Raw genomic sequence first — 25,775 nt, 5'->3', positions numbered from 1 at the left:
AAGGATCGAGGATGACCGACCAGACCAAAACCGCCAACACGATGTGGGGCGGGCGTTTCGCCGCCGGGCCGGACGCGATCATGGAACAGATCAACGCCTCGATCGGCTTCGACAAGCGACTCTACGCCCAGGATATCCGTGGCAGCCGGGCCCACGCCGCCATGTTGGCGGCGCAAGGCATCATCAGCGATAGCGATGCGCAGGCGATCCGGGAAGGGCTTCTCACGGTCTTGTCAGAGATCGAGGGCGGAAATTTCCCCTTCTCTACGGCGCTTGAGGACATTCACATGAATGTCGAGGCGCGGCTGAAGGACCTGATCGGCGAACCGGCCGGGCGCCTGCATACGGGCCGTTCGCGCAATGATCAGGTGGCGACAGATTTCCGGCTGTGGGTGCGCGACCAATGCGACGCCGCCATCGAGGGGCTGGGCGCGCTGATCCGTGCGGCACTGGCGCAGGCCGAGGCCGGGGCGGATTGGGTGATGCCGGGCTTTACCCATCTGCAAACCGCGCAGCCGGTGACCTGGGGCCATCACATGATGGCCTATGTCGAGATGTTCGGGCGCGACCTGTCGCGTTTCCAGGACGCACGCAAACGAATGAACGAATCGCCCCTTGGCGCGGCGGCTCTGGCCGGCACGGGCTATCCGCTGGACCGGAACGCCACCGCCAAGGCGCTGGATTTCGACCGGCCCATGGCCAATAGCCTGGATGCCGTCAGCGACCGCGATTTCGCGTTGGAGTTCCTGTCGGCGGCCAGCATCTGCGCCGTTCACCTGTCACGGCTGGCGGAAGAGCTGGTGATCTGGTCCTCGGCGCAGTTCCGGTTCGTGTCGATGTCGGACAAGTGGTCCACCGGCAGTTCCATCATGCCGCAAAAGCGTAACCCGGACGCGGCGGAATTGATCCGCGCCAAGATCGGGCGGATTCTGGGCGCGACCGTGGCGCTGTTCACCGTGATGAAGGGGCTGCCCTTGGCCTATTCCAAGGACATGCAGGAAGACAAGGAACAGGTCTTTGACGCCGCTGACAGCCTGATGCTGGCGCTTGCGGCGATGGCCGGGATGCTGTCGGACCTGACGGCCAATCGCGACAAGATGGAGGCTGCGGCCTCGGCTGGTTTTTCCACCGCGACCGATCTGGCCGATTGGCTGGTGCGCGAGGCGGGTCTGCCCTTCCGCGATGCCCATCATGCGACCGGGGCGCTGGTGGCGATGGCCGAGAAGAAGGGCGTCGATCTGGACGGATTGACGCTGGCCGAGATGCATTCCGTCAATCCGAAGATCAATCAGTCGGTTTATTCCGTTCTGGGCGTTCACAATTCGGTCGCTTCGCGGCAAAGCTATGGCGGAACGGCGCCCGATCAGGTGCGGGCGCAGGTGGCGCGCTGGAAAGAGGTGCTGGGATGACCAGGTTGCTTGCTCTGATCGCGCTGACCGCGCTGGCGGCCTGTGGTGTGGATGGCCCGCCGGAACGCCCGGCCGGCCATGTCGAGCAGCAATTGGGTGTAACGGTGACGGGCGATGCCCAGATCGGTGTGCAGGCGACGCTGTAGATGGATCATTTCAACTATCATCAAGGGCATCTGCATGCCGAGGGCGTGCCCTTGTCCCGGATCGCTGCGGCCGTTGGCACCCCGGTCTATGTCTATTCCGCGGCAACCTTGCGCCGGCATTTCGGTCTGTTCACGCAGGCGCTGGACTGGACCGATCATCTGGTCTGCTTTGCGGTGAAGGCAAATTCCAATCTCGCGATCCTGAAGCTGATGGGCGATATGGGCGCCGGCATGGATGTGGTGTCCGGCGGAGAGTATGCGCGGGCCAAGGCAGCGGGCGTGCCGGGCGAGCGGATCGTGTTTTCGGGCGTCGGCAAGACGATCGCCGAGATGCGGCAGGCGCTGGAAGGCGGCATCCGGCAGTTCAATGTGGAAAGCGAACCGGAACTGCTGGCCCTGTCGCAACTGGCCGACAGTATGGGGGCCGAGGCGCCGATTGCAATTCGCGTGAACCCGGATGTGGACGCGAAGACGCATGAGAAGATCGCGACCGGCAAGTCAGAGAACAAGTTCGGCATTCCGATCGCGCGTGCGCGCGAGGTCTATGCCCAGGCCGCCGCGCTGCCCGCCATTCGCGTTGTCGGTGTTGATATGCATATCGGCAGCCAGCTGACCGATCTGGACCCGTTCCGACAGGCCTATGCCAAGATGGCTGACCTGACCCGCGCCTTGCGCGCCGATGGCCATTCGATCACCCGGCTGGATATGGGCGGGGGGCTGGGCATTCCCTATCGCCGCGACAACAATGCGCCGCCCCTGCCCATCGAATACGGGCAGGTCATCCGCGAGACGGTGGGTGATCTGGACTGCGAGATCGAGATTGAGCCGGGCCGCAATATCGTCGGCAATGCCGGGGTGCTGCTGTCCTCGGTCATCTATCTGAAGCATGGCGAGGGGCGGGATTTCCTGATCCTTGATGCGGCGATGAACGATCTGCTGCGGCCGGCCATGTATGGTGCGCATCATGACATCCTGCCCGTGAACGAACCGCGTCTGGCGGCGGATGTGCAGCCCTTTGACGTGGTGGGTCCGGTCTGCGAGACGGGCGATACCTTCCAGAAGGGCGCGGATCTGCCGGCGATGATGGCGGGCGATCTGGTGGCCTTCCGGTCGGCCGGCGCCTATGGCGCGGTGATGGCCTCGGAATACAATACCCGGCCGCTGGTGCCCGAGGTTCTGGTCGATGGCGATCAATTTGCCGTCATCCGGGGGCGCCCGAGCATTGAGGAAATCCTGTCTCGCGATACCATCCCGGAATGGCTTTGACATGGTCCTTGCGTGGTAAGGAAAAGCCGGGGGCTGTCCGCCCCCGGACCCCCGAGGATATTTCGATCAGCGCGAGGGCCGATTGGGGCGCGAGGGTTGATCGCGCCCTGTGGCTGACGCGGGCAGGGATGTGGTGGGAACAGGCGGCGCGGGCCTTCTGGCCTCTGGCCGCATTGCTGGCCGTGGTTTTCGCAGGGCTGTGGCTGGGGCTTGTGGCGCAATTGCCTGATGCTGTGCTGCCCTGGCTGGCTGGCGCGGTGGTGCTGGCGCTGATCGCCGCAGCGATCCGTGGCGGGCTGCGCTTTGGTCGGGTCGGTGTCGGGGCCGCAGTGGCGCGGGTGGATGGCACCTTGCCGGGTCGGCCGCTTTCGGCCTTGCAGGATCACGCGGCCCTGGGTGGCGATGGCGCCCTGTGGCAGGCGCATCAGGCGCAGATGCGCGCGCGGGCCGCCCTGGCGCGTGCGGTGGCGCCCGATGCCGGGCTGACCCGCCGCGATCCCTTTGCGTTGCGATTGGCGGCGCTGGTTGCGCTGGTCATGGCGCTGATTTTTGGCGGTGCGGGCAATCTGGGACAGGGGCTGTCTGCCGTGGCCGCGACGCTTCGTCCGCCGGTGCAGCAGGGGCCGGACATTGCCACCGGGCCAAGCTGGGAAGGCTGGGCCGAGCCGCCCGGCTATACGCGCCGTCCGACCATCTATCTGAACGCATTGCCCGAGGCCGAGGTGCTGGAGCTGCCCAAGGGCAGCGCCGTCAGTTTTCGGCTGTATGGCGGCGATGTGATGGTCGCGCAGGATATCGGGCCCGAGGCCGGGCAGGATCCGCAGGCCCCCGCCTTTACCGCCATGCAAAGCGGCATGATCGAGGTCGCCGGCCGTCGTTTCGATGTGACGGTGCTGCCGGATGCTGCCCCCAGCATCGCGCCGGGCGATGCGCCGACGCGGCGGGCCGATGGGCGGTTCGTTCAGGACTTCATCGCCGAGGATGATCATGGTGTCATTTCCGGCGGGGCCGAGATTGCGTTGGATCTGGCCGCCACCGACCGCCGGTTCGGTCTGGCCATCGACCCCGAGCCGCGCGAGGCTGTGGTGCTGGACCTGCGGATGCCACGCAGCGCCCGGCAAGAGGTGCGGGGCCAGCTGGTGCAGGATCTGGCCCGCCATCCTTGGGCCAACTTGCCGGTGACGGTGACGCTGACGGCGCTGGACGGGATTGACCAGGAGGGGCGCTCTGATCCGATGCAGACGGTGCTGCCGGGGCGGCGGTTCTTTTCACCGCTGGCGGCGGCGCTGATCGAGATGCGCCGCGATCTGCTGTGGTCGCGCGAGAATGCCGGCCGCAGTGCCGAGATCCTGCGCGCCGTGACCTGGCAGCCCGAGGGCTTTGTTGACGAGGTGCTGTATCAGCAATTGCGGACCGGTGTTGGTGTGCTGGAGGCTGGTCCCCTGTCGCCCGAGGATCGCGACAAGCTGGCCGAGGCCCTGTGGCAGGCGGCCATCCAGTTAGAGGATGGCGGGCTTGCCGATGCGTTGGAACGCATGAAACAGGCGCAGGAAAAGCTGTCCGAGGCGATCCGCAACGGCGCAAGCCCGGATGAAATTCAGCGCCTGATGGACGAATTGAAGGCCGCGACGGACGAATATATGCGCATGCTGGCCGAACAGGGGCAGGCCGATCCGGCCGACCGCTTTACCCAGAACCAGCAGGGTCAGGTCATCACGGGCGACCAGATCCAGCAGATGATGGACGAGATTCAGCGTCTGATGAACGAGGGCCGCATGGCCGAGGCCCAGCAATTGCTGGAACAGTTCAACCGGATGATGGAAAACATGCAGGTCACGCAAGGCCAGGGGCAGGGCCAGGGCGAGGGTCAGCAAGGTCAGCAGGGTAATCAGTCGATGAACCGGCTGGCCGATACGCTGCGCGAGCAGCAGCGCCTGTCGGATGAGGCCTTCCGCGAGATGCAGGAACAATTCGGACAGGGCGGTCAGCAGGGCAGCGAAGACCTGGCACAGCGTCAGCGCGACCTGCGCGAGGAATTGGGCCAGCAACAGGGGCTGATGCCGGGGCAGGGCTCGGAACAGGGCGATGCCGCGCGGCGCAGCATGGACGAGGCCGGTCGCGCGATGGAAGATGCCGAACAGGCGCTGCGTCAGGGCGACATGTCGGGGGCGATGGAACGTCAGGCCGATGCGATCCAGTCCATGCGCGAAGGCATGCGCGCCCTGGGCGACATGCTGGGGCAGGGCGAACGTTCCGCGCAAGAGGGGCAGGACGGCCAGCAGCAGGGCCAGCAAGGTCAGCAACCCGGCGATCAGCCCGGCCAGGCGATGCGCGACGGCCAGCGCGGTCTGCCCTATGACCGGCGGGCGGAACGCGATCCCCTGGGCCGGCAATTGTCGGGCAATGGCAATACCTTCTCAAGCGGCAATGTGCTGACCGAGGGGGTTGATCCGGCCCGTCGCGCCCGCGACCTGCTGGACGAGATTCGCCGCCGCAGCGGTGAACGTTCACGCCCCGAGGATGAACGGGACTATCTGGACCGGCTGCTAGAGCGCTTTTGACCCGGCGCTATTCGGTCGGCCCGCCAAGCAGGCGATCTTGCAGCCAGACGCGCCCGTCATCCAGGGAAATCCGCCATTCCATCAGCTGCATTCCGGCCGCGCCCTGATCGGCCATGCGCGGGGCGGCGACATAAAGCAGCAGAAGCGCCGCGGCGATCCCCGCCGACCAGCACAGGCCGCGCATATAGGCCCGTGCCGCATCGCGCGTGCTGCGTCCATCGGTCGCGCCATGCGGGGTGGTGCGGTTGACGGTGGCCTCCATCGCCTCGTGCTGCGGGGCGTCGGGGGCGGGGCGTTGCGGGCTGGCATTGATGTGGCGCGAGGGGGCAGGGCCTGCTGCGGTGGCATCAAGGGCCAGCGTGGCAACTGCGGCCGTTCCCGTTTCCCGCGTCACCACGGCATCCGGGACGGTTGTGTCGGTTTCTGTATCGGCGGCGCGTTGGCGGCGTGCAAGTGCAGCCTCTTCCCGCAGCACGGACAGGACCGAATCCGAAAGCTGGCGATTCAGTCGGGGCATCGGTGTCGGTTCGCTGTCGTCCGGCCGCTGATTGCTGTCACCGCGCGTTGTCCCGGCAGCAATTCCCGGCTGGTGCCAGACCTGGCCGCAGGTCGAGCATTCGACGTTGCGGCCGGCAACCGGGATCGCATCTTCGGGTAGCCGGTATTCCGTTCCGCATTTCGGGCAAGTCAGCCTTATTTCGCTCATCCCAACCCCTCGCATTCGGCGTCTTGCTGTTCTATCAAGCCCAGGCCCGGCTTCCAAGCCGCCGGGTGCAGAAGGGGGTGCCTCTTGATCGAAATGCAGGATGCCGGCTTTGGCTATCACGGCGGTGCGCCGCTTTTGTCGGGCATGACGCTTAGCTTGCAGCCGGGATCGTTTCATTTCCTGACCGGGCCATCCGGTGCGGGCAAGACCACCTTCATGCGGCTGTGCTATGCCGATCTGCTGCCCACGGCCGGGCGGATGTCGGCCCTTGGGCAGGATATGCGCGGGCTGACGCGCGACGGAATCGCCGCATTGCGCCGCAAGGTCGGCGTCGTGCATCAGGATCCGCAATTTCTGGATCACCTGCCCGTGGCGGAAAACGTCGCGCTGCCGCTGACCATCGCAGGACAGGCGGTCGACATGGCCGCCATGCGCGACCTGCTGGGCTGGGTCGGGCTGGCGCAACAGGCGCGCGCCATGCCGGATTCGCTGTCCGGCGGTGAACGGCAGCGCGTGGCACTGGCCCGCGCGGTGATCCTGTCACCCGATCTGGTGCTGGCGGATGAACCGACCGGCAACCTGGACTGGGACATGTCGATGCGGCTGATGCAGCTGCTGATCGAGCTGAACAAATCGGGCAAGACGGTGATGGTGGCGACCCATGACCTGAATCTGATCCGCGCCACCAAGGCGCAGGTCGCGGCGCGAGTGCTGCGGATCGCGGGCGGGGAATTGCATCTGGCGGGGGCTGATCTGTGAGACTGCCAAAACTGAACAGGCGTGTGGTCAAGGGGCTGGATCTGCGGACCCTGCTGACCGCGCTGACGGGCGAGGGCGCGTCGGGCGACCGTATCGTGCCGCCGACGGGCTTTACCGCGCATCTGACACTTTTCGCCGCCGGGGCGATGGCATTTCTGGCGGTCTTTGCGCTGGCCTTGTCGCTGGCCACGGGGCGGCTGGCCGATCGCTGGTCGGAATCGCTGGCCCAGACCGTGACGGTGCGGGTTTCGGCCCCCGCCGGGCAGGTCGAGCCGCAGACCGAGGCGGTGATGCAGATCCTGCGTGGCACGCCCGGCGTGGGCGAGCCGCATCTGCTGACCCAGGACCAGATGGCCGATCTGCTGACCCCCTGGTTCGGCCCCGATGTGCCGGTCGACGCGCTGCCGGTGCCGCGCCTGATCGAGTTGCCGATCGCCGATGCCCGCGATTTCGACGCCGAGGGCCTGCGCTTGCGCCTTGAGGGCGAGGTTCCCGGTGCGGTGCTGGACGACCATACCGAATGGCGACGGCCGCTGGTCACGGCCGCCAACCGCTTGCAGGTGCTGGGTATCCTGTCGCTGATGCTGATCGCCGCGGCCTCGGCGGCGATGATCACCCTGGCGGCCAAGGCGGCGCTGGCGGCGAACGGGCAGGTCATCCGCGTGCTGCGCCTGATCGGCGCGCGCGACATCACCATCGCCACGGCCTTTGTCCGCCGCTTTACACGTCGGGCAGCACTGGGCGCGGGTGTTGGCACGCTTCTGGGCCTGCTGGCCGTGATCGCGCTGCCTGATCTGGATGACAGCAGCCAGTTCCTGACCGGCCTCGGCTTTCAGGGATGGAGCTGGCTTTGGGCTCTGCTGATCCCGCTGGTCGCGGCTGGCGTGGGCTTTCTGGCAACCCGTTGGGCCGCGCTCAGCATGTTGGGGCAGGTGCGATGAGCCGCGATTTCAGCCCGACCCCCGGCAGGCTGACGCCGTGGCAATATGTCCAGAATGTGCTGTTCTATCTGCATATCGGGCTGGCCACGGTGATCTATGGCATCTGGGGCATCTTCGTCGTGCTGCGGCGCGGGACCGAGGGCGCCAAACATGTCGCGACGACCTGGCTGCGTCACCTGATCTGGGCCGCGCGCATCCATCTGGGGCTGGTAACCGAGGTGCGCGGCACACCGCCAACGGGCGATTGTATCGTCGCGTCCAAGCACCAGTGTTTCTGGGATATCCTGTCACTGTCCCATGTGCTGCCCGATCGCGCTTTCATCATGAAACGCGAGGTGATGCGCGTGCCTATCATGGGCTGGTATGCCTATAAGGTCGGCTGCATTCCCATCGACCGCGCGCGCGGGAAGGATGCGATGAAGGCGATTTCCGCCCGGATCAACCAGCGCATGCAGGACGGCTCGCTTGGCCAGCTGATCATCTATCCCGAGGGCACCCGCACCCTGCCAGGCCAGCGCAAACCATACAAACATGGCGTGGCGACGATCCGCGCGGCGACCGGGCTGCCGGTCATACCGGTGGCGGTGAATACCGGCCTGTTCTGGCCGCGCAAGGGCTGGGGTATCCGCCCCGGCCGCGCGGTGATCGAGTTCCTGCCGCCGGTGCCAGCCGATATGCCGAACGAAAAGGTCGTGGCCCATCTGGAAGACGTGATCGAAAGCAATTCGGACAGGCTGATGGCAGAAGCGGGGTTCCGGGGATGAAATGGCTGGCCGAGGCCGATCTGGCCGAGATCTATGGGCAGCCAAAGCCCGCGTCTTTGCGCAAGGTCGCAGACCGGCTGACCGATGATTATGCCGCGTTCCTGCGCCAATCGCGGTTCTGTGCATTGGCCACCGTCGGCCCCGAGGGGCTGGATGCCAGCCCGCGCGGCGATGACGGCCCGGTGGTGCGGATCATGGATGACAGACATCTGGCGCTGCCCGACTGGCGCGGAAATGACCGGATTGATTCGCTGGCGAATATCGCGCGCGATCCGCGTGTCAGCCTGATGTTCCTGATCCGAGGCTCTGACACGGTGATCCGGGTCAACGGGCAGGCGCGGATCACCGATGATGCCGATCTGCGGCAGGCCTTTGAAAAACAGGGGAAACAGCCGCGCACCGTGATCGTGGTGCAGATTGGTGAAATCTATTTCCAATGTGCTCGCGCGGTCATGCGTGCGGGGCTGTGGTCCGGCGCGGATGACAGCGCGGGCCTGGCCACGCCGGGACAGATCCTGTCCGGCATGACCAAGGGCGAGGTGGGCGGCGCCACCTATGACGCCGAATGGCCGGCACGCGCCGCCCTGACCATGTGGTAGGGTCAGGACGACAGCTGCGCCCTCGCCGTGCCGGGGCTGACCGGCGTTAGTGCCGGATATCCCAGTGCCGCGGCCTTTCCTCACAATGGGGCGGCAGGCCGATATCGCGGCGCAGATGCGGGCTGAGCATCGTAACGGGAACGCCATTTGCACGCCTTGGCCGCCTGCGGATGATCGTTGCGATCAGCGCAAACAGGACGGTGGCCGTGCCGTGCCGCTCGATCAGCTTGTTCAAGGTCGGGTGGGGCGTTCTGCCCCGCAAGGGAAGTCTGGCAATCATTTTCGTCACCTATGGATCCGCCGGAAGGGCGGGCAATTTCTGGAAAGCTGGGGAAATAGCCGGCATGCGGACGCCATCATGTCCGCAACAGAACCCGCGATTTTGGGAATTTGACCCGAAGGCCGATCAGCGTCGGTTCAGTAGAACCAGGATGCCGGTGGACCATAGGCCGAAATCGGTCAGGGCGGTGTCAGCTGAATAATGATGCATGGTCGCCCTCCTCTCTTGTCAGGCCGTTGGAAACGCTGACAGGGTGGCTTGGCCAGGTGAACAGGGCAAGAAAAAACCGATCACGCGGGCGTGATCGGTTATGGCTGTGGCAGATGGGCCACGATGATGATGCGGCCGATGTCAGGCCAGTTTCAGCGCCGCGATGCCGGCCACGATCAGGGCGATACCGGCGATCTTCAGCGGGGCGACCGATTCACCCAGCCACAGGATGCCCAGAATCGCGACGCCAAGGGCGCCAATACCCGTCCAGACGGCATAGGCGGTGCCGGCCGGCAGGTGGCGCATGGCGGCGGCCAGCAGCCAGAAGCTGGCAGCGGCGGCAATCACGGTCACGACCGAGGGCATCAACCGCGTAAACCCGTCCGAAGCCTTCAGCGCCAGCGCCCAGACAATTTCCAGCAGCCCGGCAATAACCAGGACCATCCACGGATTCGTCATCATGCTGTGATTCCCTTGGTCCCCATGGACAGGAATTTCTGCCGCCGGTCCTTGATCAGCGCGGCCGGTTTCTGCCCCGCCAGATCTTTCAGCATGGCGGCGATTTCCTTGCCAACAGCCTGCACCGTCTCGGCCGGATGGCGCTGCGCGCCGCCCATCGGCTCGGTAATGATGCGGTCGATCACGCCCAGTTGCTTCAGATCCTGGGCGGTCAGGCGCAGGGCACCGGCGGCCTCGCGCATGCGGTCGGCATCCTTCCACAGGATCGAGGCGCAGCCCTCGGGCGAGATCACCGAATAGATCGAATGTTCCAGCATGGCGATGCGGTTCGCCGTGGCAAAGGCCACCGCCCCGCCGCTGCCGCCCTCGCCAATGATGACCGACACCAGCGGCACGCCGATTTCCAGGCATTTCTGGGTGCAGCGGGCGATGGCCTCGGACTGCCCGCGTTCCTCGGCGCCCTTGCCGGGATAGGCGCCGGGCGTGTCGACCAGTGTGATCACCGGCAGGCCAAAGCGGCTGGCCATATCCATCAGGCGGATTGCCTTGCGATAGCCCTCGGGGCGGGCCATGCCGAAATTGTGGTGGATCCGCGACTTGGTGTCGGCGCCCTTTTCATGGCCGATCACCACGCAGGGCGCATCGTTGAAACGCGCCAGCCCGCCCATCACCGCATGGTCGTCGCCAAAGGCGCGATCGCCCGCAAGCGGCGTATATTCGGTGAACAGGGCCTTGATGTAATCGCTGCAATGGGGCCGGTCAGCATGGCGCGCGACCTGCGTTTTGCGCCAGGGCGTCAGGTCCTTGTAAAGATCCTTCAGCAGCGCGGCGGCCTTCTTGTCCAGCGCGGCGGCCTCTTTCTCGACATCGACGGAATCGTCGCCCTTGCGGCCCATGGCGCGCAGCTCTTCGGCCTTGCCTTCCATGTCGGCCAGCGGCTTTTCGAAATCGAGATAGGTCATATAGCAGACTCCGCGCGCATTGATTGGCGACTATATGAGCCGCCGGGGGGGCGATTGCAACGTTGGGTGCGGCGGCAGTGCGCGCTTGATCCTGATGGTTGCGATTATGCGACCAGATCAGACAGCGCGCCGTCAGGGCCGGATTTCAACCGTGGTGCCAAGGGCGGTCGCCGCAAACAGCTCGGCGATTTCCGCATCGCTGATGGCGATGCAGCCGGCGGTCCAGTCGCCGGCCAGAACCTCGCCTTCAGGGCGCTGATTGGGCTGGCCGTGGATGAAGATGTCACCGCCGGGATTGACGCCGGCCGCCTGTGCCCGCGCCCGGTCCTGCGCGCGGGGATAGTCGATGCCAAGCGACAGGTGATAGGCGCTGCGGTCATTGCGGCGGTCGATGCGAAAAACGCCCTCGGGGGTGCGGCCATCGCCCTGCTGATGCTTGTCGCCAGCCGGCGCGAAGCCCAGCCCGATGCGATAGGTTTTCAGCACGTCACCCTGGCGATAGACCGTCATCCGGCGCTGTGACTTCTCGATCAGAATGCGGTCGACCGGGCCTGTCAGTCGGGCTTGCGGAAGGGCCGGACGGGTTGGCGGGCGCTGCGGCAAAGTGACCTGGGGTGCGTCAGGTCGGGTGCCGGGCAGGCGCAGATCCGTTTGGGGTGTCAGCGCCAGCCACAGCCCGCCCAGCAGAAGGGCGATGACCAGCAGCCGGAACAGGCGGCCAGACCGCCTTTTCCGGGGCTTGGGTGCCTTGGTCATTGCAGGTCGGCAAAGGCGGTTTGCAGGCGGCGGACCGCCTCGGCCACGCGGATGCGCGGCGTGGCCAGGTTGAAGCGCAGGAAATGCTCGCCCCCGGCGCCGAAGGTCGTGCCGTGATTGGCGGCGATGCCGGCCTGATCCTGCACGCGGGCGGTAAATTCCTCGCGGCTCATGCCGGTATCGGCGAAATCGACCCAGGCCAGATAGGTCGCCTGCAAGGGCATCGAGCGCAGGCCGGGAATGGCATTCACACCCGCGTCGAACAACTGCCGGTTCCCGTCGAGATAGCCGACCAGCGCATCGACCCAGGCCGCGCCCTGGGGTGAATAGGCGGCGGCGACCATATCCATGCCGAACAGGCCGGGCGACAGGCCAAGTGCTGCCTGCCGGCCCTGATAGGTTGCCCGCAGCGCCGGATCGGCTATGACCGCATTGCCGATATGGGCGCCAGCGATGTTGAAGGTCTTGGTTGCTGCCGTCAGGGTGATCAGCCGGTCGGCGATCTGGGGTGCGGCAAGGGCCGTCACCGTATGGCGGGGCGCGCCGGGCATGACCAGATCGGCATGGATCTCGTCCGAGATCAGGATCAGGTCGTGTTTCCGGCAGAAATCCGCGACCTGCCGCAATTCATCGCCCGACCAGACCCGGCCGCCGGGATTATGCGGCGAACACAGGATCAGCATTCGTTCCTGCCCGGTCAGCAGGCCGGCCCAGCTGTCCCAATCCATCTGGTACAGCCCGGCATCATCCTGGCGCAGCGGAAATTCGGCCACCTCGCGGCCATTGGCGCGGATGACGCGGGCAAAGGCGTGATACACCGGCGTCATCAGGATCACCCGATCGCCCGGCCGGGTAAAGGCGTCGACCGCCAGCGCGGTGCCGTTGACCAGCCCCGCAGCCGTCAGCACCCAGTCGGGCTGAACCTGCCAGCCGTGGCGTTCGGCCATCCACCAGCGAATCGCATCCAGATAGGGCTGGTTCCTGCCGGGATAGCCATAGATGCCATGGGCGGCCGTCGCCTCGACCGCCTGCTGGACGACGGTGGGGGGGCGGAAATCCATGTCGGCAACCCACATCGAGATACCTTCATCGGGCGAGACGCCGTAATAGGTCTGCATATCGTCCCATTTCGAGCAGCGCGTTCCCACGCGGTCGATGATCTCGTCGAAATCCGGCTGTGGCATGATCGTCCCCTGCAAAGCTGTCAGCCCTGCATACGCGGCTTGTTGCGCATGGCCAAGGCTTGCCCTATCTGACAAATCATGACTTTGCGCCCGATCCTGATCCATCCCGACCCGCGCCTGAAAAAGGTTGCCGCCCCGATTGCCCGCGTCACGCCCGAGATCGAGACGCTGGCCGCCGACATGTTGGCCACAATGTATGACGCGCCGGGCATCGGCCTTGCCGCGCCGCAGGTCGGTGTGTCCGGGCGGATTTTCGTCATGGATGCCACCCGCGACCCCGAGGCCGAGCCGCGGCCGATCGTCCTGATCAACCCCGAGATCGAATGGGCCTCGGACGAGAAGAACGTCTATGACGAAGGCTGCCTGTCGATCCCCGACCAATATGCCGAGGTGACCCGCCCGGCGCAGGTGCGGATGCGCTGGATGGGCCTGGACGGCAAGAACCATAGCGAGGAATTCGACGGGCTTTGGGCCACCTGCGCCCAGCACGAACTGGATCACCTGAACGGGGTGCTGTTCATCGACCACATCTCGGCGATCAAGCGGCAGATGATCACCCGCAGGATGGTCAAGCTGAAGCGCGAGAAGGCCCGTGCCTGAGGGGCCGGCCCCCGATCTGCCGGCAGATCTGCCGCCGGGGCGGGTCTTGCCGATTCTGAAGCATCCCGATCCGATGCTGGTCACGCGCTGTGCGCCTGCGGGCTACCTGACGGGGCCGGAACTGTCGCAGATGGCGGCCGATATGCTGGTCACCATGTATGACGCGCAGGGGCGGGGGCTTGCCGCGCCGCAGGTCGGCGTGCTGCGGCGCGCCTTCGTGATGGATGCGGGCTGGAAATCCGGCACATCCGAGCCGCTGCTGATGCTGGACCCGGAAATAATCGCCCGGCACGGCCCGCTGGAAACAGCCGAGGAGCGCTGTCTTTCGATCCCCGATCAGCCGGTGCAGGTGACCCGTGCCTCGCGCATTCACATCCGCTGGTTCGATCTGGCGGGCAGAATCCAGAACCGCGAGATGACCGGCCCCGCCGCCCGCATTGCCCAGCACGAGGCCGATCATCTGGACGGGCGGTTGATCGTCGATATTCCGCATATCGGAACCGGGGGTGCGACCGAATGACCGTGCGCGCCTTTGTGCCCTATGGCGACCGGCGGTTGCACATGCCCGCTGCCGCGGTCGAGTCCGTGACCGAGACGGTGCGCATGATCTGGGACGACATGATCGACACGATGGAGGCAATGCCCGGTGTCGGCCTTGCTGCGCCGCAGATCGGCATCATGCAGCGGTTGGCCGTGGTCGATGCATCCGACAAGCGCGGGCAGGCCATTCGCATGGCCAATCCCGAGGTGCTGCATGCCAGCGTCAAGCTGCGCGCCCATGAAGAGGCCAGCCCGAATCTGCCCGGCGTGTCCGCCCGGATCGAGCGGCCCCGCGCGGTCACCATCCGCTTTCTGAACGATCAGGGCCAGATCGAGGACCGCGATTTCGTCGGCCTTTGGGCCACCAGCGTGCAGCATCAGATCGACCATTTGAACGGTCGCGTCTATGTCGATCACCTGTCGCCACTGCGGCGCAAGATGCTGGTGCAGAAGTCGGCCAAGCTGACCCGCCGCTGACCGCATCCCGCTGGGCGCAGCCGTCTTGGCCCATCCAGACCGCCAAGTTCAGACTTGACAGAACCTCGGCTAAGTCGTATCCGAAAATTGGAACGTTCCAGTTGCGTCTTGAGGAAATCCGCCGAAAAATTGGAACGGTTTACTGCTTCTTGAGGAGGAAGAGTCTTATGCTGAAAGTGAAATCTCGCATTGCTGCATCGGTGATCGCCATGGGCGCGATGCTTGCGTCGGGGCAGGCCCAGGCCGAGGAAATCATTGCGGCGCTGATCGGCCCGCTGGAAACGGCGCAGGGTCAGGGGTTTGAATTCTTCGGCGAAAGGCTGTCGGAACTGACCAATGGCGAGCTGACCGTCAAGATCTTTCCCGACGGGCAGCTGGGCGGCAATACCGAGGTTTTCGAACAGCTGATCGGCGGCCAGGTCGACATCGCCGCGCTGCCGCCGGGCGAGATGGCCGAGTTCGTGCCTGAATTGCAGGTTCTGTCCACGCCCTTCCTGTTCCGCGACTTCGACCATTGGAAAGCCGTCAGCGATGGCGAGATCGGGCAGGAACTGGCCGATCTGACCGCCGAGCGCAGCGATGTCATGATTCTGGGCTATTTCGGCGGTTCGGTTCGCAATCTGGTGGCCAAGCCCGAGGTCAGCGACGCCACCAATCTGGGCGGGCTGAAGATGCGCCTGCACCCCAGCCCGCTGCTGGTCGCCGCGTGGGAGGCGATCGGCGCCACGCCAAGCGTCGTCGCCTATAACGAGATCTATAACGCGCTTCAGCTGGGCGTCATCGACGGGCTGGAAAACGAACCGGAATGGGTCCTGCGCATGAAATTCTATGAGCAGGCCAAGAACTATGTCCTGACCGAGCATGAAATCGTCACCCGTCCGCTGGTCTTTTCCAAGCTGCGGTTCGACGGTCTGTCGCCCGAGCATCAGGAAGCCGTGGCACAGGCCGCGCGCGAAGCTGCCCAGCATCAGCGCGAGATCGAGCATGATTTCGATGCCAAAAGCCGCGCCGAACTGGCCGAGCAGCATGGCATGAACCTGGTCGATGCCGATCGCGACGCAATCCGCGCCAAGGTCAGCGAGGCCATCGCGCCGGTTCTGGTGGAACTGGGGCTTGATGGTTTCGCCACCAAGATTTCGGCGCAGTAACAGGCAATCGGGGGTCCGGGAATGCAACGCTTTGCCGATGTCGTGCAAAATATCCTGACCTGGGTTTGCGCGACCCTTCTGGCGGTGCTTGGGGCACTGGTCTTTTATCAGGTCCTGTCACGCTATCTTTCCTGGATCCCCAGCTTTCTGTGGACCGAAGAAATCTCTCGCGGGCTGCTGATCTGGGCGGTGATGCTGGGCGCGGGTCTGGCCGTGTTCGAGGAAACCCATTTCCGCCTGTCGGTGATGGAAGATGTCGCCCCGCGCGCCTTTCGGCTGATCGGTCGTCTGGGGTCACTGGCCGGCGGGATCTATCTGGTCAGCTCGTCCCTGACCTTCGTTCAGCGCGGCGCCGGGCGGGTCTCGCAGGTATCGGGCCTGCCTGCCTATTGGATCTATTCCGCGCTGCTGGTGGGTGGCGTGCTGATCGTGATCGGCGCCCTGTTGCGGCTGGCCGGCATCACCAACCAAGCCGGCGAGGAGGCCTGACATGGACCCCGTTCTGCTGATGTTTCTGGTCTTTGGGCTGGCGGTCCTGGCCGGCGTGCCCATCGCCTTTGCGTTGATCCTGGCCACGCTGCCCCCGGTTCTGATGGAACCGCGCCTGACCGATGTGATGCTGTCACAGCGCATCTTCAACTCGCTGGACAGCTTTGTCCTGCTGGCGGTGCCCTTCTTCCTGCTGGCCGGCAACCTGATGAATGCATCGGGGGTGACGGACAGGCTGATCCGCTATGCCGATGCGCGGATCGGGCATATCCGGGGCGGTATCGCCCATGTGAACGTGCTGGTCAGCATGCTGTTTGCGGGGGTCTCGGGGTCGTCCACGGCCGATACGGCCGGCGTCGGCTCGGTCCTGATCCCGGCGATGCAGCGCAAGGGCTTCAGCGCGGCCTTTTCGGTCGCGGTGACGGCGGCATCATCGGTGCTGGGCACGATCATCCCGCCCAGCATCACGCTGATCGTCTGGGGGGCCGTGACCAATACCTCGGTGTCACAGCTTTTCGCGGCAGGCGTCCTGCCCGGCATCATGATCGCCGGGGCGCAGATGATCTATATCGCACTGTGGTGCCGCCGCCATCATGTCGGCACCCAGGGCATCAAGGCACCCAGATCCGAACGCCGCGCAGCTTTTCTGGCCGCTGCGCCCGGCATGGTTCTGCCGCTGATCCTGCTGGGCGGCATCCTGTTCGGCATCGCCACCCCGACCGAGGCGTCGATCCTTGCCGTGGTCTATGCCATCCTGGTGGGGGCGGGACTGTTCAAGGAACTCAGCGCCAAGGCCTTTGTGCAGGAACTGGTCAGCAGTGTCAGGTTGATGTCGCTGTCTCTGTTCTGCCTTGGGGCGGCGGGGTTCTTTGCCTGGTTGCTGACCTATTACGGGGTGCCGCAACTGATCGCCGGTTACTTCGACGATGCGCAAAGCCCGCTGCTGCTGCTGCTGGGTGTGGCGCTGGTCTGCCTGGTGCTGGGGCTGTTTCTGGACAGTCTGGTCATCATCGTGATCATCGGGCCGCTGTTCCTGCCGGCGATCACGGCGGCCGGCGTGGATCCGGTGCAATACGGGATCGTCGCCTGCGTCAGCCTGTCGCTTGGGCTGGTCACGCCGCCCTATGGGCTGTGCCTGCTGATTGCGTCGTCCATCGCCAAGATCGGGATGCACAAGGCACTGGGCGAGATGTCCAAGATCTTTGGCGTCATGCTGATCGTGCTGGGGCTGCTGATCGTGATCCCGCAGATCACGATCTGGCCGGCCATGCTGATGCGCTAGGCCGACGGATCAGACCAGAATGTCGATGGCATCGGGTGAGATGCCATCGGCGATGGCCTTGAAGTTACCGAACATTCGCCGGATCGTGGGCTGAAGGCTGTCGGCCGACATCGCCGCAAGATGCGGGGTCAGGATCACCCGGTCCAGATCCAGAAGCGGATTGTCGGGCAGGATCGGCTCGACCGAGAATACGTCGATGCCGGCCCCGCGCAACCGGCCCTGACGGATGGCATCGGCCAGATCGGTCTCGACCAGAACACCGCCGCGTGCGGCATTGATCAGGATGGCGTCGGGTTTCATCAGCGCCAGCCGGTCACGGTCGATCAGATTGGCGGTCGATGAGTTCAACTCGCAGTTCAGGGTCACGACATCAGAGGTTGCAAGCAACTGATCCAGCGGCTGAAAGCGGGCATTGATGGCGGCTTCCTCCTCGGCGGACAGGGGGCTGCGCTTGTTATAGATCACCGTGCAGCCAAAGCCGCCGAGCAGCCCGGCCAAAGCCTTGCCGATATAGCCCATGCCGATGATCCCTACCGTTCGCCCGGTCAGCGTGGTCGATGTGGCCCCCAGTTCGCCCTTGGGCCATGCGCCCTGTCGGACGGCCAGATGCCCGCGCGCGATGTTTCGGTTCACCGCAAGGATAAGGCCAAGCGTGGTTTCGGCCACGGCGGTGGCATTCGATCCGGTCGTGCGCAGCACCCGGACGCCGTGCCGGCGTGCTGCCTCCAGATCCAGATTGTCGAAGCCGACGCCCCATTTATGCACGGCTTGCAGCCGCGGAACCGCCATCATCGCGGCATCGACCGGCATGTCGCCCGAAATCGCGAAATCGGCACCGGACAGGGCGGCCATCTGATCAGCGGCATCGCGCGATGCCGCATTGGACAAGCGCCATCCTTGCGGCAGAAAATCCGCCATCCGGGCCAGACGATCGGGCGCGACGGGGTCCAGCAGCACGATATGGGTCATCGGGGGTTCAGCCTTGTCATTGCGCCAGCCGGCGTCAGATGTGGAAACGTATGCCGGGCCGCGCCAAGCCGCCGCCCTGCGCCATGACCGTGCCATCGGCCCGCCAGCAGGCCGCGCCGCTCATCATCCCGTCCGGGTCGAAGGCGATGGCGTTCATGCCACCACCCACGGTCTTGACCAAACGAACCCGGTGGCCCATCGCCGCCAATGCATCGGCCATGGGCGCATAGGCCGGTTCCAGTTCGACCTCATGCCCGGCGGTCCAGATCCGGGGGGCCTCGACCGCCTGTTGCAGGGTCATGCCATGGTCGATCAGGTTGACGATGGCCTGCATGGCCGAGGGGAAGATCCGCACCGCACCGGGCAGCCCAAGCGCCCAGACCGGCCGCCCGTCGCGCAGAACCATCATCGGCGCCATGGATGTGGGCACCCGCTTGCCCGGCTGGATCGACAGCGCCCGGCCGGGGGTGGGGTCATAGTTCAGCATATAGTTGTTGGGGATGATGCCCGTGCCCGGCACCATGAAACAGGCGCCGAACAGCCCATTGATCGTATGGGTGGCTGCGACGACATTGCCGTCGCGGTCGGCCACGGTCACATGGGTCGTATCGCGGCTTTCTGGCGTTTGCAGCGGCGTTGCGCCCGGCACGGCAACGCCCCGCAGCCGCGCCTGCGCCTCGCGCGCATAGGCCTTGGAGGTGAACAGCCCGACCGGCACATCGACAAAATCGGGGTCGCCCGAAGCCGCCTGCCTGTCCTCGAACCCAATGCGCATGACCTCGGCCAGCAGATGCAGGCTGGCGGGCGTGCCGAACCCCATGGCCGCGACATCATGCAGTTCCAGCATGTTCAGCATTTCCACCACATGCACGCCCGAGGATGCCGGCGGGGGCGGACCGGCAATGGTATGGCCGCGATAGCTGCCAAAGATGGCATCGCGCTCGATCGCGCGATAGCCGGCCAGATCGTCCAGCGTCAGATGCCCGGCATCCGGCGCGACCGTCGACAGCCGCGCCACAAGCGCCCGGCCCAGATCGCCGCCATGCAGCGCCGCGTCGCCTTGTGTCTGCACCAGCCGCAGGCTTTCGGCGTAATCGCCCATGACCAGCCGGCTGCCCACGGGCGCAGGCGCGCCGCCGGGCATCAGCAGCCGGGCGATCCCGGCATCGGCCAACAGGTCGGCGGCATGTTCGCTGATAGCGCCGTTCAGATAGTGGCTGACGGTAAAGCCTTTCGACGCGGCGCGGATCGCGGGCTCGATCACATCGGCAAAGGGCAACCGGCCATAGGCCGCCTGCATCATGCACCAGCCGCGCAGATTGCCCGGCACGGCGACCGCCGAGGGACCGATCGCATTGCGGCGGCCCAGCACCTGCATCTCACCCGGCGGGCCGTCGGGATCGGGGTCGAACATGTCGGGCCGGGCACCTGCGCCGGCGGTCGACATGGCGTCGATCACCACATGGCGACCGTCGGCCAGCCGGATATGGGCGATGCCACCACCGGCGATGCCGACCATCATCGGTTCCACCACGGTCAGCGTCAGCAGCGTGGCAACCGCGGCGTCGATGGCATTGCCGCCCGCCGCAAGCATTTCGTTGCCGGCAGCCGAGCCAAGCGGCGCATTGCTGACCACGACGCCAAGTGCGCCGGAAGCCGCGCGTTTCTCGCAGGTGAAGGGCAGGGGATTGTTCGTCATGGCGCGATTGTCGACCCGGCGCGGGCGGGATGCAAGATGCCCCGGTCGACCGCCGCGAAAGCCGAGTTGAGCAGCCCCCCGGAAGCAGGGTAGGAGGTCCGGCAAGCGAGGCACCAGAAAGGCAGGGCGACGATGCGCGTGATCTTCATGGGAACACCCGAATTCTCGGTGCCGGCCTTGCGGGCCATCGCGGCCGTGCATCAGGTCGTGGCGGTCTATTCGCAGCCGCCGCGTGCGGCGGGCCGGGGGCAGAAGCCTCGGCCCTCGCCGGTGCAGGCGGCGGCCGAGGAATTGGGTATCCCGGTGCATGTGCCGGTCAGCCTGAAAGGGGCCGAGGCACAGGCCGTCTTTGCATCATTCGGCGCGGATGTGGCAGTGGTGGTGGCTTATGGTCTGATCCTGCCTCAGGCGGTTCTGGATGCGCCGCGTCTGTGTTGCCTGAACATCCATGCTAGCCTGCTGCCGCGCTGGCGTGGGGCGGCACCGATCCATCGGGCGGTGATGGCGGGCGATGCCGAGACCGGCGTGGCGATCATGCAGATGCAGGCAGGGCTGGATACCGGCCCCGTCCTGGCCGAGGCGCGAACGGCGATCGGCGCCGAGGACAGCACCGCCGATCTGCATGACCGGCTGGCGGTCATGGGGGCGGAACTGGTGGTGGATGTGCTGGGCCGACTTCCCCTGCCGGCGGTGCCGCAGGCCGAGGATGGCGTCACCTATGCCCAGAAGATCGACAAGGCCGAGGCGCGGGTGGACTGGACCCGCCCGGCGGTCCACGTCGACCGGCTGATCCGGGGCCTGTCGCCCTTCCCCGGTGCCTGGTGCGAGATCGCGGGTGAACGCGTAAAGCTGCTGCGCAGCCGTGTCGTTGCGGGGCAGGGCGCGCCGGGTCAGGTGCTGGGCGGGTTCACCGTGGCCTGTGGCGATGGCGCGATCGAGGTCACGCTGGCGCAGCGTGCGGGCAAGAAGCCGATGGCAGCGGGCGATCTGCTGCGTGGATGGGACCTGCCGGCGCGGCTGGACTGATCTGCTGTCGCGGACCGGGCCGGGCCAGGCTGGGCTGGGGACCGGCTGGATGGTTGATTTTCAGGGCGCGCAGGACGCGATCAATCGGGGTAGAACTCGCGATGAATCAACGCCTCTTTCCGGTGCAGCAGGTCGCGCAACTCGGGGGGGATGTCGGTCGTCAGGGTGCTGCCGCTGGCCGATCGGTTGATCGCCGGGGCGGCTGACAGAAAGGTTTCGGCCGCCTCGGCATCCAGAAGGTCGGGATAGCGGGCGACCAATGCGCGCAGGTCATCGGTCAGATGTTCCTGCCGCAGCCGGTCGGTCCAGATGCGCCGCTTGCGATAGGCGCTGGCCAGATCGTCGCGGTCGATGGATCGCAGCGTGGCCAGCGGTTTGTGCAAGGCCAGCATCAGGTGGCGGTGGGTCAGAAAGCCGATGTCGAATTTCCGTGCCGTCTGGGGGAAATCCTCGGCAAGGCTTTCGGCCAGATCGGCGTCAAGCATCAGCGACAGAAAGCGCTGAAACCCCGCCTGACTGTCAGTGTAAAGCCCCGCCACTTTCAGCCGGTTCAGCCGGTGCCAAAGGCCGCCGCGCCCATCCAGCCCATAGCGGTAAAGCGACAGATATTGCCGCAGCGGATCGCGGACCGAGATGACATGCACCGCCTCTGCGCGATAGCCGTCGCGGATCCGGCCATGCTGGTGATAATGCCGTTCAGGCAGGCGGCAGGCGGCACGCAGAAAGCCGGTGATGAAGGTCGAGCCGGTCTTCTGGACGTCCAGATAGACCAGCCCTCCGAAATCAAGCATCAGGCAACAGCCGCGTCACAGGGCGCCGTGGCAATGCTTGAACTTCTTGCCCGAACCGCAGGGGCAGGCGTCGTTGCGCCCCGGATTGCCCCAGGTCGTCGGGTCGCTTTCCACAAAGCCCGGCGCATGGGCCGTGGCTTCGCCGCCCTCGGCCTCTTCGTGGCTGGGGGTCGCGCTTTCCTGCGTGGCGCGCTGCTGTTCGGCCATCTGGCGCAGCATGTCCTGACGTTCCTCGTCGGTCAGCGGCCGAATCTGAGCCAGCCGCTGCGTCACGTCGCCGCGCAAGCCATCCAGAAGGGTTTCGAACAGCTGGAAGGCCTCGGTCTTGTATTCCGACAGCGGGTCGCGCTGCGCATAGCCGCGGAAGCCCACGACGCTGCGCAGATGTTCCAGCGTCACCAGATGTTCGCGCCATTTGCCGTCGATCATCTGCAACAGCACCTGCTTTTCGATCTGGCGCATGTTCTCGGGACCGAAGGCGGCGGTTTTTTCCGCCATATAGGTATCGGTGGCCTGTTCGATACGCTCGGCCATCGCTTCCTGGTCGACGCCTTCTTCGTCGGCCCATTCGGCGATGGGCAGATTCATGTTCAGCTTTTCCCGCGTGGCCTTGGTCAGCCCATCCACATCCCACTGATCGGCATAGGATTTCGCCGGCAGATATTCCTCGACCAGATCGTCGATCAGCTGATGGCGCATGTCGGCGGCGATTTCCTCGACCTCGTCGGTCTCCATGATCTCGCGGCGCTGGCCAAAGACGGCCTTGCGCTGGTCGTTCATTACATCGTCGAATTTCAGCAATTGCTTGCGGATGTCGAAGTTGCGACCCTCGACCTTGGCTTGCGCGCGTTCCAGCGACTTGTTCACCCAGGGGTGAATGATCGCCTCGCCTTCCTTCATGCCCAGCTTGGACAGCACCGAATCCAGACGTTCGGAACCGAAGATGCGCATCAGGTCATCTTCCAGCGACAGGAAGAACAGCGACCGCCCCGGATCGCCCTGACGGCCCGAGCGGCCGCGCAACTGGTTGTCGATGCGGCGCGATTCGTGGCGCTCGGTGGCCAGAACGAACAGCCCGCCCGAATCCAGCACGTTCTGCTTGTCGCTGGCGTGTTCGGCCTCGATCCGTTCGCGCAACTGATCGGGATGGGCCTCGGGATCGGCGCGCAGCGCCTCCATCACCTTCATCTCGACATTGCCGCCCAGCTGGATATCGGTGCCGCGACCGGCCATGTTGGTGGCGATGGTGACTGCGCCGGGCTTGCCGGCATCGGCGACGATCTGGGCCTCGGCCTCGTGCTGGCGGGCGTTCAGGACGTTATGGGCGATGCCGGCCTGGGTCAGCATCTGCGACAGCATTTCCGATTTCTCGATGCTGGTGGTGCCGACCAGAATGGGCTGGCCCTTGGCATGGCCTTCCTGGATCGCCTCGATCACGGCGGCATATTTCTCGCCTGCGGTGCGATAGACGCGGTCATGTTCGTCGATCCGCTGCACCGGGCGGTTGGTCGGGATTTCCACCACGCCCAGCTTGTAGATCTCGGCAAATTCCTCGGCCTCGGTGGCGGCGGTGCCGGTCATGCCGCCCAAGCGGTCATAAAGGCGGAAATAGTTCTGGAAGGTGACGCTGGCCAGCGTCACGTTTTCAGGCTGGATCGAAACGCCTTCCTTGGCCTCGATGGCCTGATGCAGACCGTCGGACAGGCGGCGGCCCTTCATCATCCGGCCCGTAAATTCGTCGATCAGCACGATTTCGTCATCGCGGACGATGTATTGCTGATCCTTCTGGAACAGCTTGTGCGCGCGCAGGGCCTGGTTGGCGTGATGCACGATGGTCGTCGATTCGGGATCATACAGCGTCTGCCCCTCGGGCAGGATGCGGGCTGCGGTCAGCAGCTGTTCCATCCGCTCGTTGCCCTCTTCGGTGAAGGTGGCGTTGCGGGTCTTTTCGTCCAGCTTGAAATCTTCGGCCGACAGTTTGGGGATAAAGCCGTCCAGCGTGCGATACAATTCGCTGCGGTCCTGGCTGGGGCCCGAAATGATCAGCGGTGTCCGTGCCTCGTCGATCAGGATGCTGTCGACCTCGTCCACGATGGCGAAGTAATGGCCACGCTGGACCATTTCCTCGATGCTGCCCTTCATGTTGTCGCGCAGATAGTCAAAGCCCAGTTCGTTATTCGTCGAATAGGTCACATCGGCCTGATAAGCGGCGCGCTTCTCGGCCTCGGGCTGATAGGGATAGACGGCGCCGGTGGTCATGCCCAGCTGGGCAAAGACCTTGCCCATCCATTCCGCGTCCCGCTTGGCCAGATAGTCGTTGACCGTCACCACATGCACGGGCTTGCCCGTCAGCGCGTTCAGATAGGCGGGAAAGGTGGCCACAAGGGTCTTGCCCTCGCCGGTCTTCATTTCCGCGATGTTGCCCTGATGCAGGAAGATCCCGCCCATCAGCTGCACGTCAAAGGCGCGCAGGCCAAGCGCGCGGCGCGCGCCTTCGCGGCAGTTTGCGAAAGCTTCGGGCAGCAGCGCGTCCAGCGACTCGCCACCCTTGGCACGGGCCTGAAGGGCGCGCGTGGCCTCGATCAGCTGATCGTCCGTGCGGGCCTTGGCCTCGTCTTCAAGCGCGTTGACGCGCGCGACCAGCGGCCGAACCGATTTCACCTTGCGGTCATTGGGGGTGCCAAAGACCATCTTCGCCAGATTGCCGATCATGTTACCTTCACAGCTTTGGGAAAGCGCGCGGCCGGAGGGCCACTTGCCCGCACCCTCCGCCTTGCCGTATCAGGGGCCGGAACGAAAAGCGGCGGGTGCGCCTTTCTTGGTTGCGCCGGATGTATGCGCGCCCCGCCTGACTGTCAACGCCGCCGGCCCTGGTAAGGCCGGGAATGGCCTGTCCGACAAAGGATTTCCTATGCTGAAACGCACCGTAACTACCGCCCTGTTCGCGCTTGCCGTGCAGTGCGCCCCCGCCCTTGCACAGGATGCCGACACCGTGGTCGCCACCGTCAACGGAACCGAGATCACCCTGGGCGAGATGATCGTCATGCGTCAGCGCATGGCCGAGCAGGGCCAGCGCACCGCCCCTGATGCCGCGACCTGGGACATGATGCTGGATCAGCTGGTCCGCCAGACCGCCGTTGCCTCGGCCAAGGACGATGCGCTGGATGCCGCCGATCGCGCCAATCTGGAATTGCAGCGCCGGGCCTATCTGGCCAGTGCCGCGCTGGAGACGGTTGCGGAAACCGAGCCCACCGATGACGAGATTCAGGCCGCCTATCAGCAGTATTTCGGCGATGCCGAGGCCCAGACCGAATATTCCGCCGCGCATATCCTGGTCGAGACCGAGGACGAGGCCAAGGAAATCAAGGCTGAACTGGATGGCGGCGCCGATTTCGGCACCCTGGCCGAGCAGCGCTCGACCGGGCCGTCGGGCCCGAACAAGGGCGATCTCGGATGGTTCGCAGCCGAACAGATGGTGGCGCCCTTTGCCGATGCGGTGAAGGCGCTTGAGAAAGACCAGATCTCGGATCCGGTGCAGACCGAGTTCGGCTGGCATGTCATCAAGCTGAACGACACCCGCGTGGTCCAGCCGCCGGAACTGGCCGAGGTTCGCGAACAGCTGGTGACGCAGGTGCGCCGCGACCGCGTCGATGCCGAGATCGAGCGTCTGGCCGGCGGTGCCGAGGTCGAAAAGACCGAAGGCCTTGATCCCGCCCTGCTGGATGACACGGCGCTGCTTGACGTGCGCTGAT

General features: G+C 65.3%; 26 protein-coding genes. 16 read left to right on the top strand and 10 right to left on the bottom strand.

The annotated features are described in order from the left end of the window. Positions 1-11: 11 nt before the first annotated feature. Genes argH through FNJ84_RS00870 form a run of 4 tightly spaced genes read left to right on the top strand, consistent with a single transcriptional unit; the run spans position 12 to position 5,382 of the window. Positions 12-1,409, top strand: a complete 1,398-nt coding sequence (gene argH / locus FNJ84_RS00880; RefSeq protein ID WP_143791028.1) for an argininosuccinate lyase — start codon at positions 12-14, stop codon at positions 1,407-1,409. Continuing rightward, positions 1,406-1,555 carry a lipoprotein gene (locus tag FNJ84_RS21890; RefSeq protein ID WP_185968380.1) on the top strand — a complete coding sequence of 50 codons (150 nt, stop codon included), beginning with the start codon at positions 1,406-1,408 and terminating at the stop codon, positions 1,553-1,555. Before argH ends, FNJ84_RS21890 begins: the two co-directional genes overlap by 4 nt. Further along, on the top strand, positions 1,556-2,821 hold the full coding sequence (lysA, locus tag FNJ84_RS00875) for a diaminopimelate decarboxylase (protein ID WP_143791027.1): 1,266 nt from the start codon (positions 1,556-1,558) through the stop codon (positions 2,819-2,821). Beyond that, on the top strand, positions 2,812-5,382 hold the full coding sequence (locus FNJ84_RS00870) for a DUF4175 family protein (RefSeq protein WP_363323811.1): 2,571 nt from the start codon (positions 2,812-2,814) through the stop codon (positions 5,380-5,382). The genes lysA and FNJ84_RS00870 overlap by 10 nt, the downstream gene beginning before the upstream one ends. A gap of 7 nt (positions 5,383-5,389) precedes the next feature. Here the strand turns inward: FNJ84_RS00870 and FNJ84_RS00865 are convergent, their stop codons facing one another. Then, positions 5,390-6,088, bottom strand: coding sequence for a zinc-ribbon domain-containing protein (locus FNJ84_RS00865; protein ID WP_185968379.1), 699 nt, complete (start codon positions 6,086-6,088; stop codon positions 5,390-5,392). An 84-nt stretch (positions 6,089-6,172) separates the two neighbouring features. On the opposite strand from FNJ84_RS00865, the gene FNJ84_RS00860 reads away from it, so the two are divergent. From FNJ84_RS00860 to FNJ84_RS00845, 4 genes are read left to right on the top strand one after another with little or no spacing between them, the layout of a single operon-like run. After that, positions 6,173-6,847: a cell division ATP-binding protein FtsE gene (locus tag FNJ84_RS00860; RefSeq protein WP_143791025.1), complete on the top strand. Its 675-nt coding sequence runs from the start codon at positions 6,173-6,175 to the stop codon at positions 6,845-6,847. An 11-nt stretch (positions 6,848-6,858) separates the two neighbouring features. Further along, positions 6,859-7,788 (top strand): ABC transporter permease, encoded by a 930-nt coding sequence (locus FNJ84_RS00855; protein WP_143791464.1) that lies wholly within the window; start codon positions 6,859-6,861, stop codon positions 7,786-7,788. Next, positions 7,785-8,552, top strand: a complete 768-nt coding sequence (locus tag FNJ84_RS00850; protein ID WP_143791024.1) for a 1-acyl-sn-glycerol-3-phosphate acyltransferase — start codon at positions 7,785-7,787, stop codon at positions 8,550-8,552. Before FNJ84_RS00855 ends, FNJ84_RS00850 begins: the two co-directional genes overlap by 4 nt. Next, positions 8,549-9,151 carry a pyridoxamine 5'-phosphate oxidase family protein gene (locus FNJ84_RS00845; protein WP_143791023.1) on the top strand — a complete coding sequence of 201 codons (603 nt, stop codon included), beginning with the start codon at positions 8,549-8,551 and terminating at the stop codon, positions 9,149-9,151. The genes FNJ84_RS00850 and FNJ84_RS00845 overlap by 4 nt, the downstream gene beginning before the upstream one ends. A 46-nt stretch (positions 9,152-9,197) precedes the next feature. Here the strand turns inward: FNJ84_RS00845 and FNJ84_RS00840 are convergent, their stop codons facing one another. From FNJ84_RS00840 to FNJ84_RS00820, 5 genes are all read right to left on the bottom strand, one after another. Continuing rightward, the gene (locus tag FNJ84_RS00840) at positions 9,198-9,431 is read right to left on the bottom strand and encodes a hypothetical protein (protein WP_143791022.1); all 234 of its coding nucleotides are present in this window, start codon (positions 9,429-9,431) and stop codon (positions 9,198-9,200) included. Positions 9,432-9,782: 351 nt separating this feature from the next. Beyond that, the gene (gene sugE, locus FNJ84_RS00835; protein ID WP_221931919.1) at positions 9,783-10,100 is read right to left on the bottom strand and encodes a quaternary ammonium compound efflux SMR transporter SugE; all 318 of its coding nucleotides are present in this window, start codon (positions 10,098-10,100) and stop codon (positions 9,783-9,785) included. After that, positions 10,100-11,062: an acetyl-CoA carboxylase carboxyltransferase subunit alpha gene (locus tag FNJ84_RS00830; RefSeq protein WP_143791020.1), complete on the bottom strand. Its 963-nt coding sequence runs from the start codon at positions 11,060-11,062 to the stop codon at positions 10,100-10,102. The genes sugE and FNJ84_RS00830 overlap by 1 nt, the downstream gene beginning before the upstream one ends. A gap of 132 nt (positions 11,063-11,194) precedes the next feature. Beyond that, positions 11,195-11,818 carry a murein L,D-transpeptidase family protein gene (locus tag FNJ84_RS00825; RefSeq protein ID WP_143791019.1) on the bottom strand — a complete coding sequence of 208 codons (624 nt, stop codon included), beginning with the start codon at positions 11,816-11,818 and terminating at the stop codon, positions 11,195-11,197. Next, the gene (locus FNJ84_RS00820; protein WP_143791018.1) at positions 11,815-13,002 is read right to left on the bottom strand and encodes a MalY/PatB family protein; all 1,188 of its coding nucleotides are present in this window, start codon (positions 13,000-13,002) and stop codon (positions 11,815-11,817) included. Before FNJ84_RS00820 ends, FNJ84_RS00825 begins: the two co-directional genes overlap by 4 nt. A gap of 78 nt (positions 13,003-13,080) precedes the next feature. On the opposite strand from FNJ84_RS00820, the gene def (FNJ84_RS00815) reads away from it, so the two are divergent. The 6 genes from def (FNJ84_RS00815) to FNJ84_RS00790 all read left to right on the top strand — a co-directional run bounded on the left by def (FNJ84_RS00815) (position 13,081) and on the right by FNJ84_RS00790 (position 17,538). Next, positions 13,081-13,602 (top strand): peptide deformylase, encoded by a 522-nt coding sequence (gene def, locus FNJ84_RS00815; protein ID WP_143791017.1) that lies wholly within the window; start codon positions 13,081-13,083, stop codon positions 13,600-13,602. Positions 13,603-13,648: 46 nt separating this feature from the next. Further along, positions 13,649-14,122 carry a peptide deformylase gene (gene def, locus FNJ84_RS00810; RefSeq protein WP_255470993.1) on the top strand — a complete coding sequence of 158 codons (474 nt, stop codon included), beginning with the start codon at positions 13,649-13,651 and terminating at the stop codon, positions 14,120-14,122. After that, entirely contained in the window at positions 14,119-14,619 is a 501-nt protein-coding gene (def, locus tag FNJ84_RS00805; protein WP_143791016.1) for a peptide deformylase, read from the top strand. Before def (FNJ84_RS00810) ends, def (FNJ84_RS00805) begins: the two co-directional genes overlap by 4 nt. A 167-nt stretch (positions 14,620-14,786) precedes the next feature. Continuing rightward, positions 14,787-15,767 carry a TRAP transporter substrate-binding protein gene (locus FNJ84_RS00800; RefSeq protein ID WP_143791015.1) on the top strand — a complete coding sequence of 327 codons (981 nt, stop codon included), beginning with the start codon at positions 14,787-14,789 and terminating at the stop codon, positions 15,765-15,767. Between the two features lie 21 nt (positions 15,768-15,788). Next, positions 15,789-16,256 (top strand): TRAP transporter small permease, encoded by a 468-nt coding sequence (locus FNJ84_RS00795; RefSeq protein WP_143791014.1) that lies wholly within the window; start codon positions 15,789-15,791, stop codon positions 16,254-16,256. Position 16,257: 1 nt separating this feature from the next. After that, on the top strand, positions 16,258-17,538 hold the full coding sequence (locus FNJ84_RS00790; protein WP_143791013.1) for a TRAP transporter large permease: 1,281 nt from the start codon (positions 16,258-16,260) through the stop codon (positions 17,536-17,538). 9 nt (positions 17,539-17,547) lie between these two features. Here FNJ84_RS00790 and FNJ84_RS00785 read toward each other — a convergent pair whose 3' ends face one another. Both FNJ84_RS00785 and ggt read right to left on the bottom strand, forming a co-directional pair. Beyond that, positions 17,548-18,507 carry a 2-hydroxyacid dehydrogenase gene (locus tag FNJ84_RS00785; protein ID WP_221931904.1) on the bottom strand — a complete coding sequence of 320 codons (960 nt, stop codon included), beginning with the start codon at positions 18,505-18,507 and terminating at the stop codon, positions 17,548-17,550. 34 nt (positions 18,508-18,541) lie between these two features. Next, on the bottom strand, positions 18,542-20,206 hold the full coding sequence (ggt, locus tag FNJ84_RS00780; protein ID WP_143791012.1) for a gamma-glutamyltransferase: 1,665 nt from the start codon (positions 20,204-20,206) through the stop codon (positions 18,542-18,544). Between the two features lie 132 nt (positions 20,207-20,338). Between ggt and fmt the strand changes: the two genes are divergently transcribed. Then, positions 20,339-21,232 (top strand): methionyl-tRNA formyltransferase, encoded by an 894-nt coding sequence (gene fmt / locus FNJ84_RS00775; protein ID WP_143791011.1) that lies wholly within the window; start codon positions 20,339-20,341, stop codon positions 21,230-21,232. A gap of 80 nt (positions 21,233-21,312) precedes the next feature. On the opposite strand, the gene FNJ84_RS00770 is transcribed toward fmt, so the two are convergent. Further along, the gene (locus tag FNJ84_RS00770; protein ID WP_143791010.1) at positions 21,313-22,023 is read right to left on the bottom strand and encodes a hypothetical protein; all 711 of its coding nucleotides are present in this window, start codon (positions 22,021-22,023) and stop codon (positions 21,313-21,315) included. A gap of 15 nt (positions 22,024-22,038) precedes the next feature. Beyond that, entirely contained in the window at positions 22,039-24,735 is a 2,697-nt protein-coding gene (gene secA / locus FNJ84_RS00765) for a preprotein translocase subunit SecA (protein WP_143791009.1), read from the bottom strand. 199 nt (positions 24,736-24,934) lie between these two features. Between secA and FNJ84_RS00760 the strand changes: the two genes are divergently transcribed. Next, complete coding sequence (locus FNJ84_RS00760; protein ID WP_143791008.1) at positions 24,935-25,774, top strand: peptidylprolyl isomerase; 840 nt, start codon at positions 24,935-24,937, stop codon at positions 25,772-25,774. Position 25,775: the final 1 nt, after the last annotated feature.

Source organism: Paracoccus sp. M683, assembly GCF_007096355.1.
Lineage (GTDB): Bacteria > Pseudomonadota > Alphaproteobacteria > Rhodobacterales > Rhodobacteraceae > Paracoccus.
This window is presented reverse-complemented; position numbering and strand designations above follow the sequence as displayed.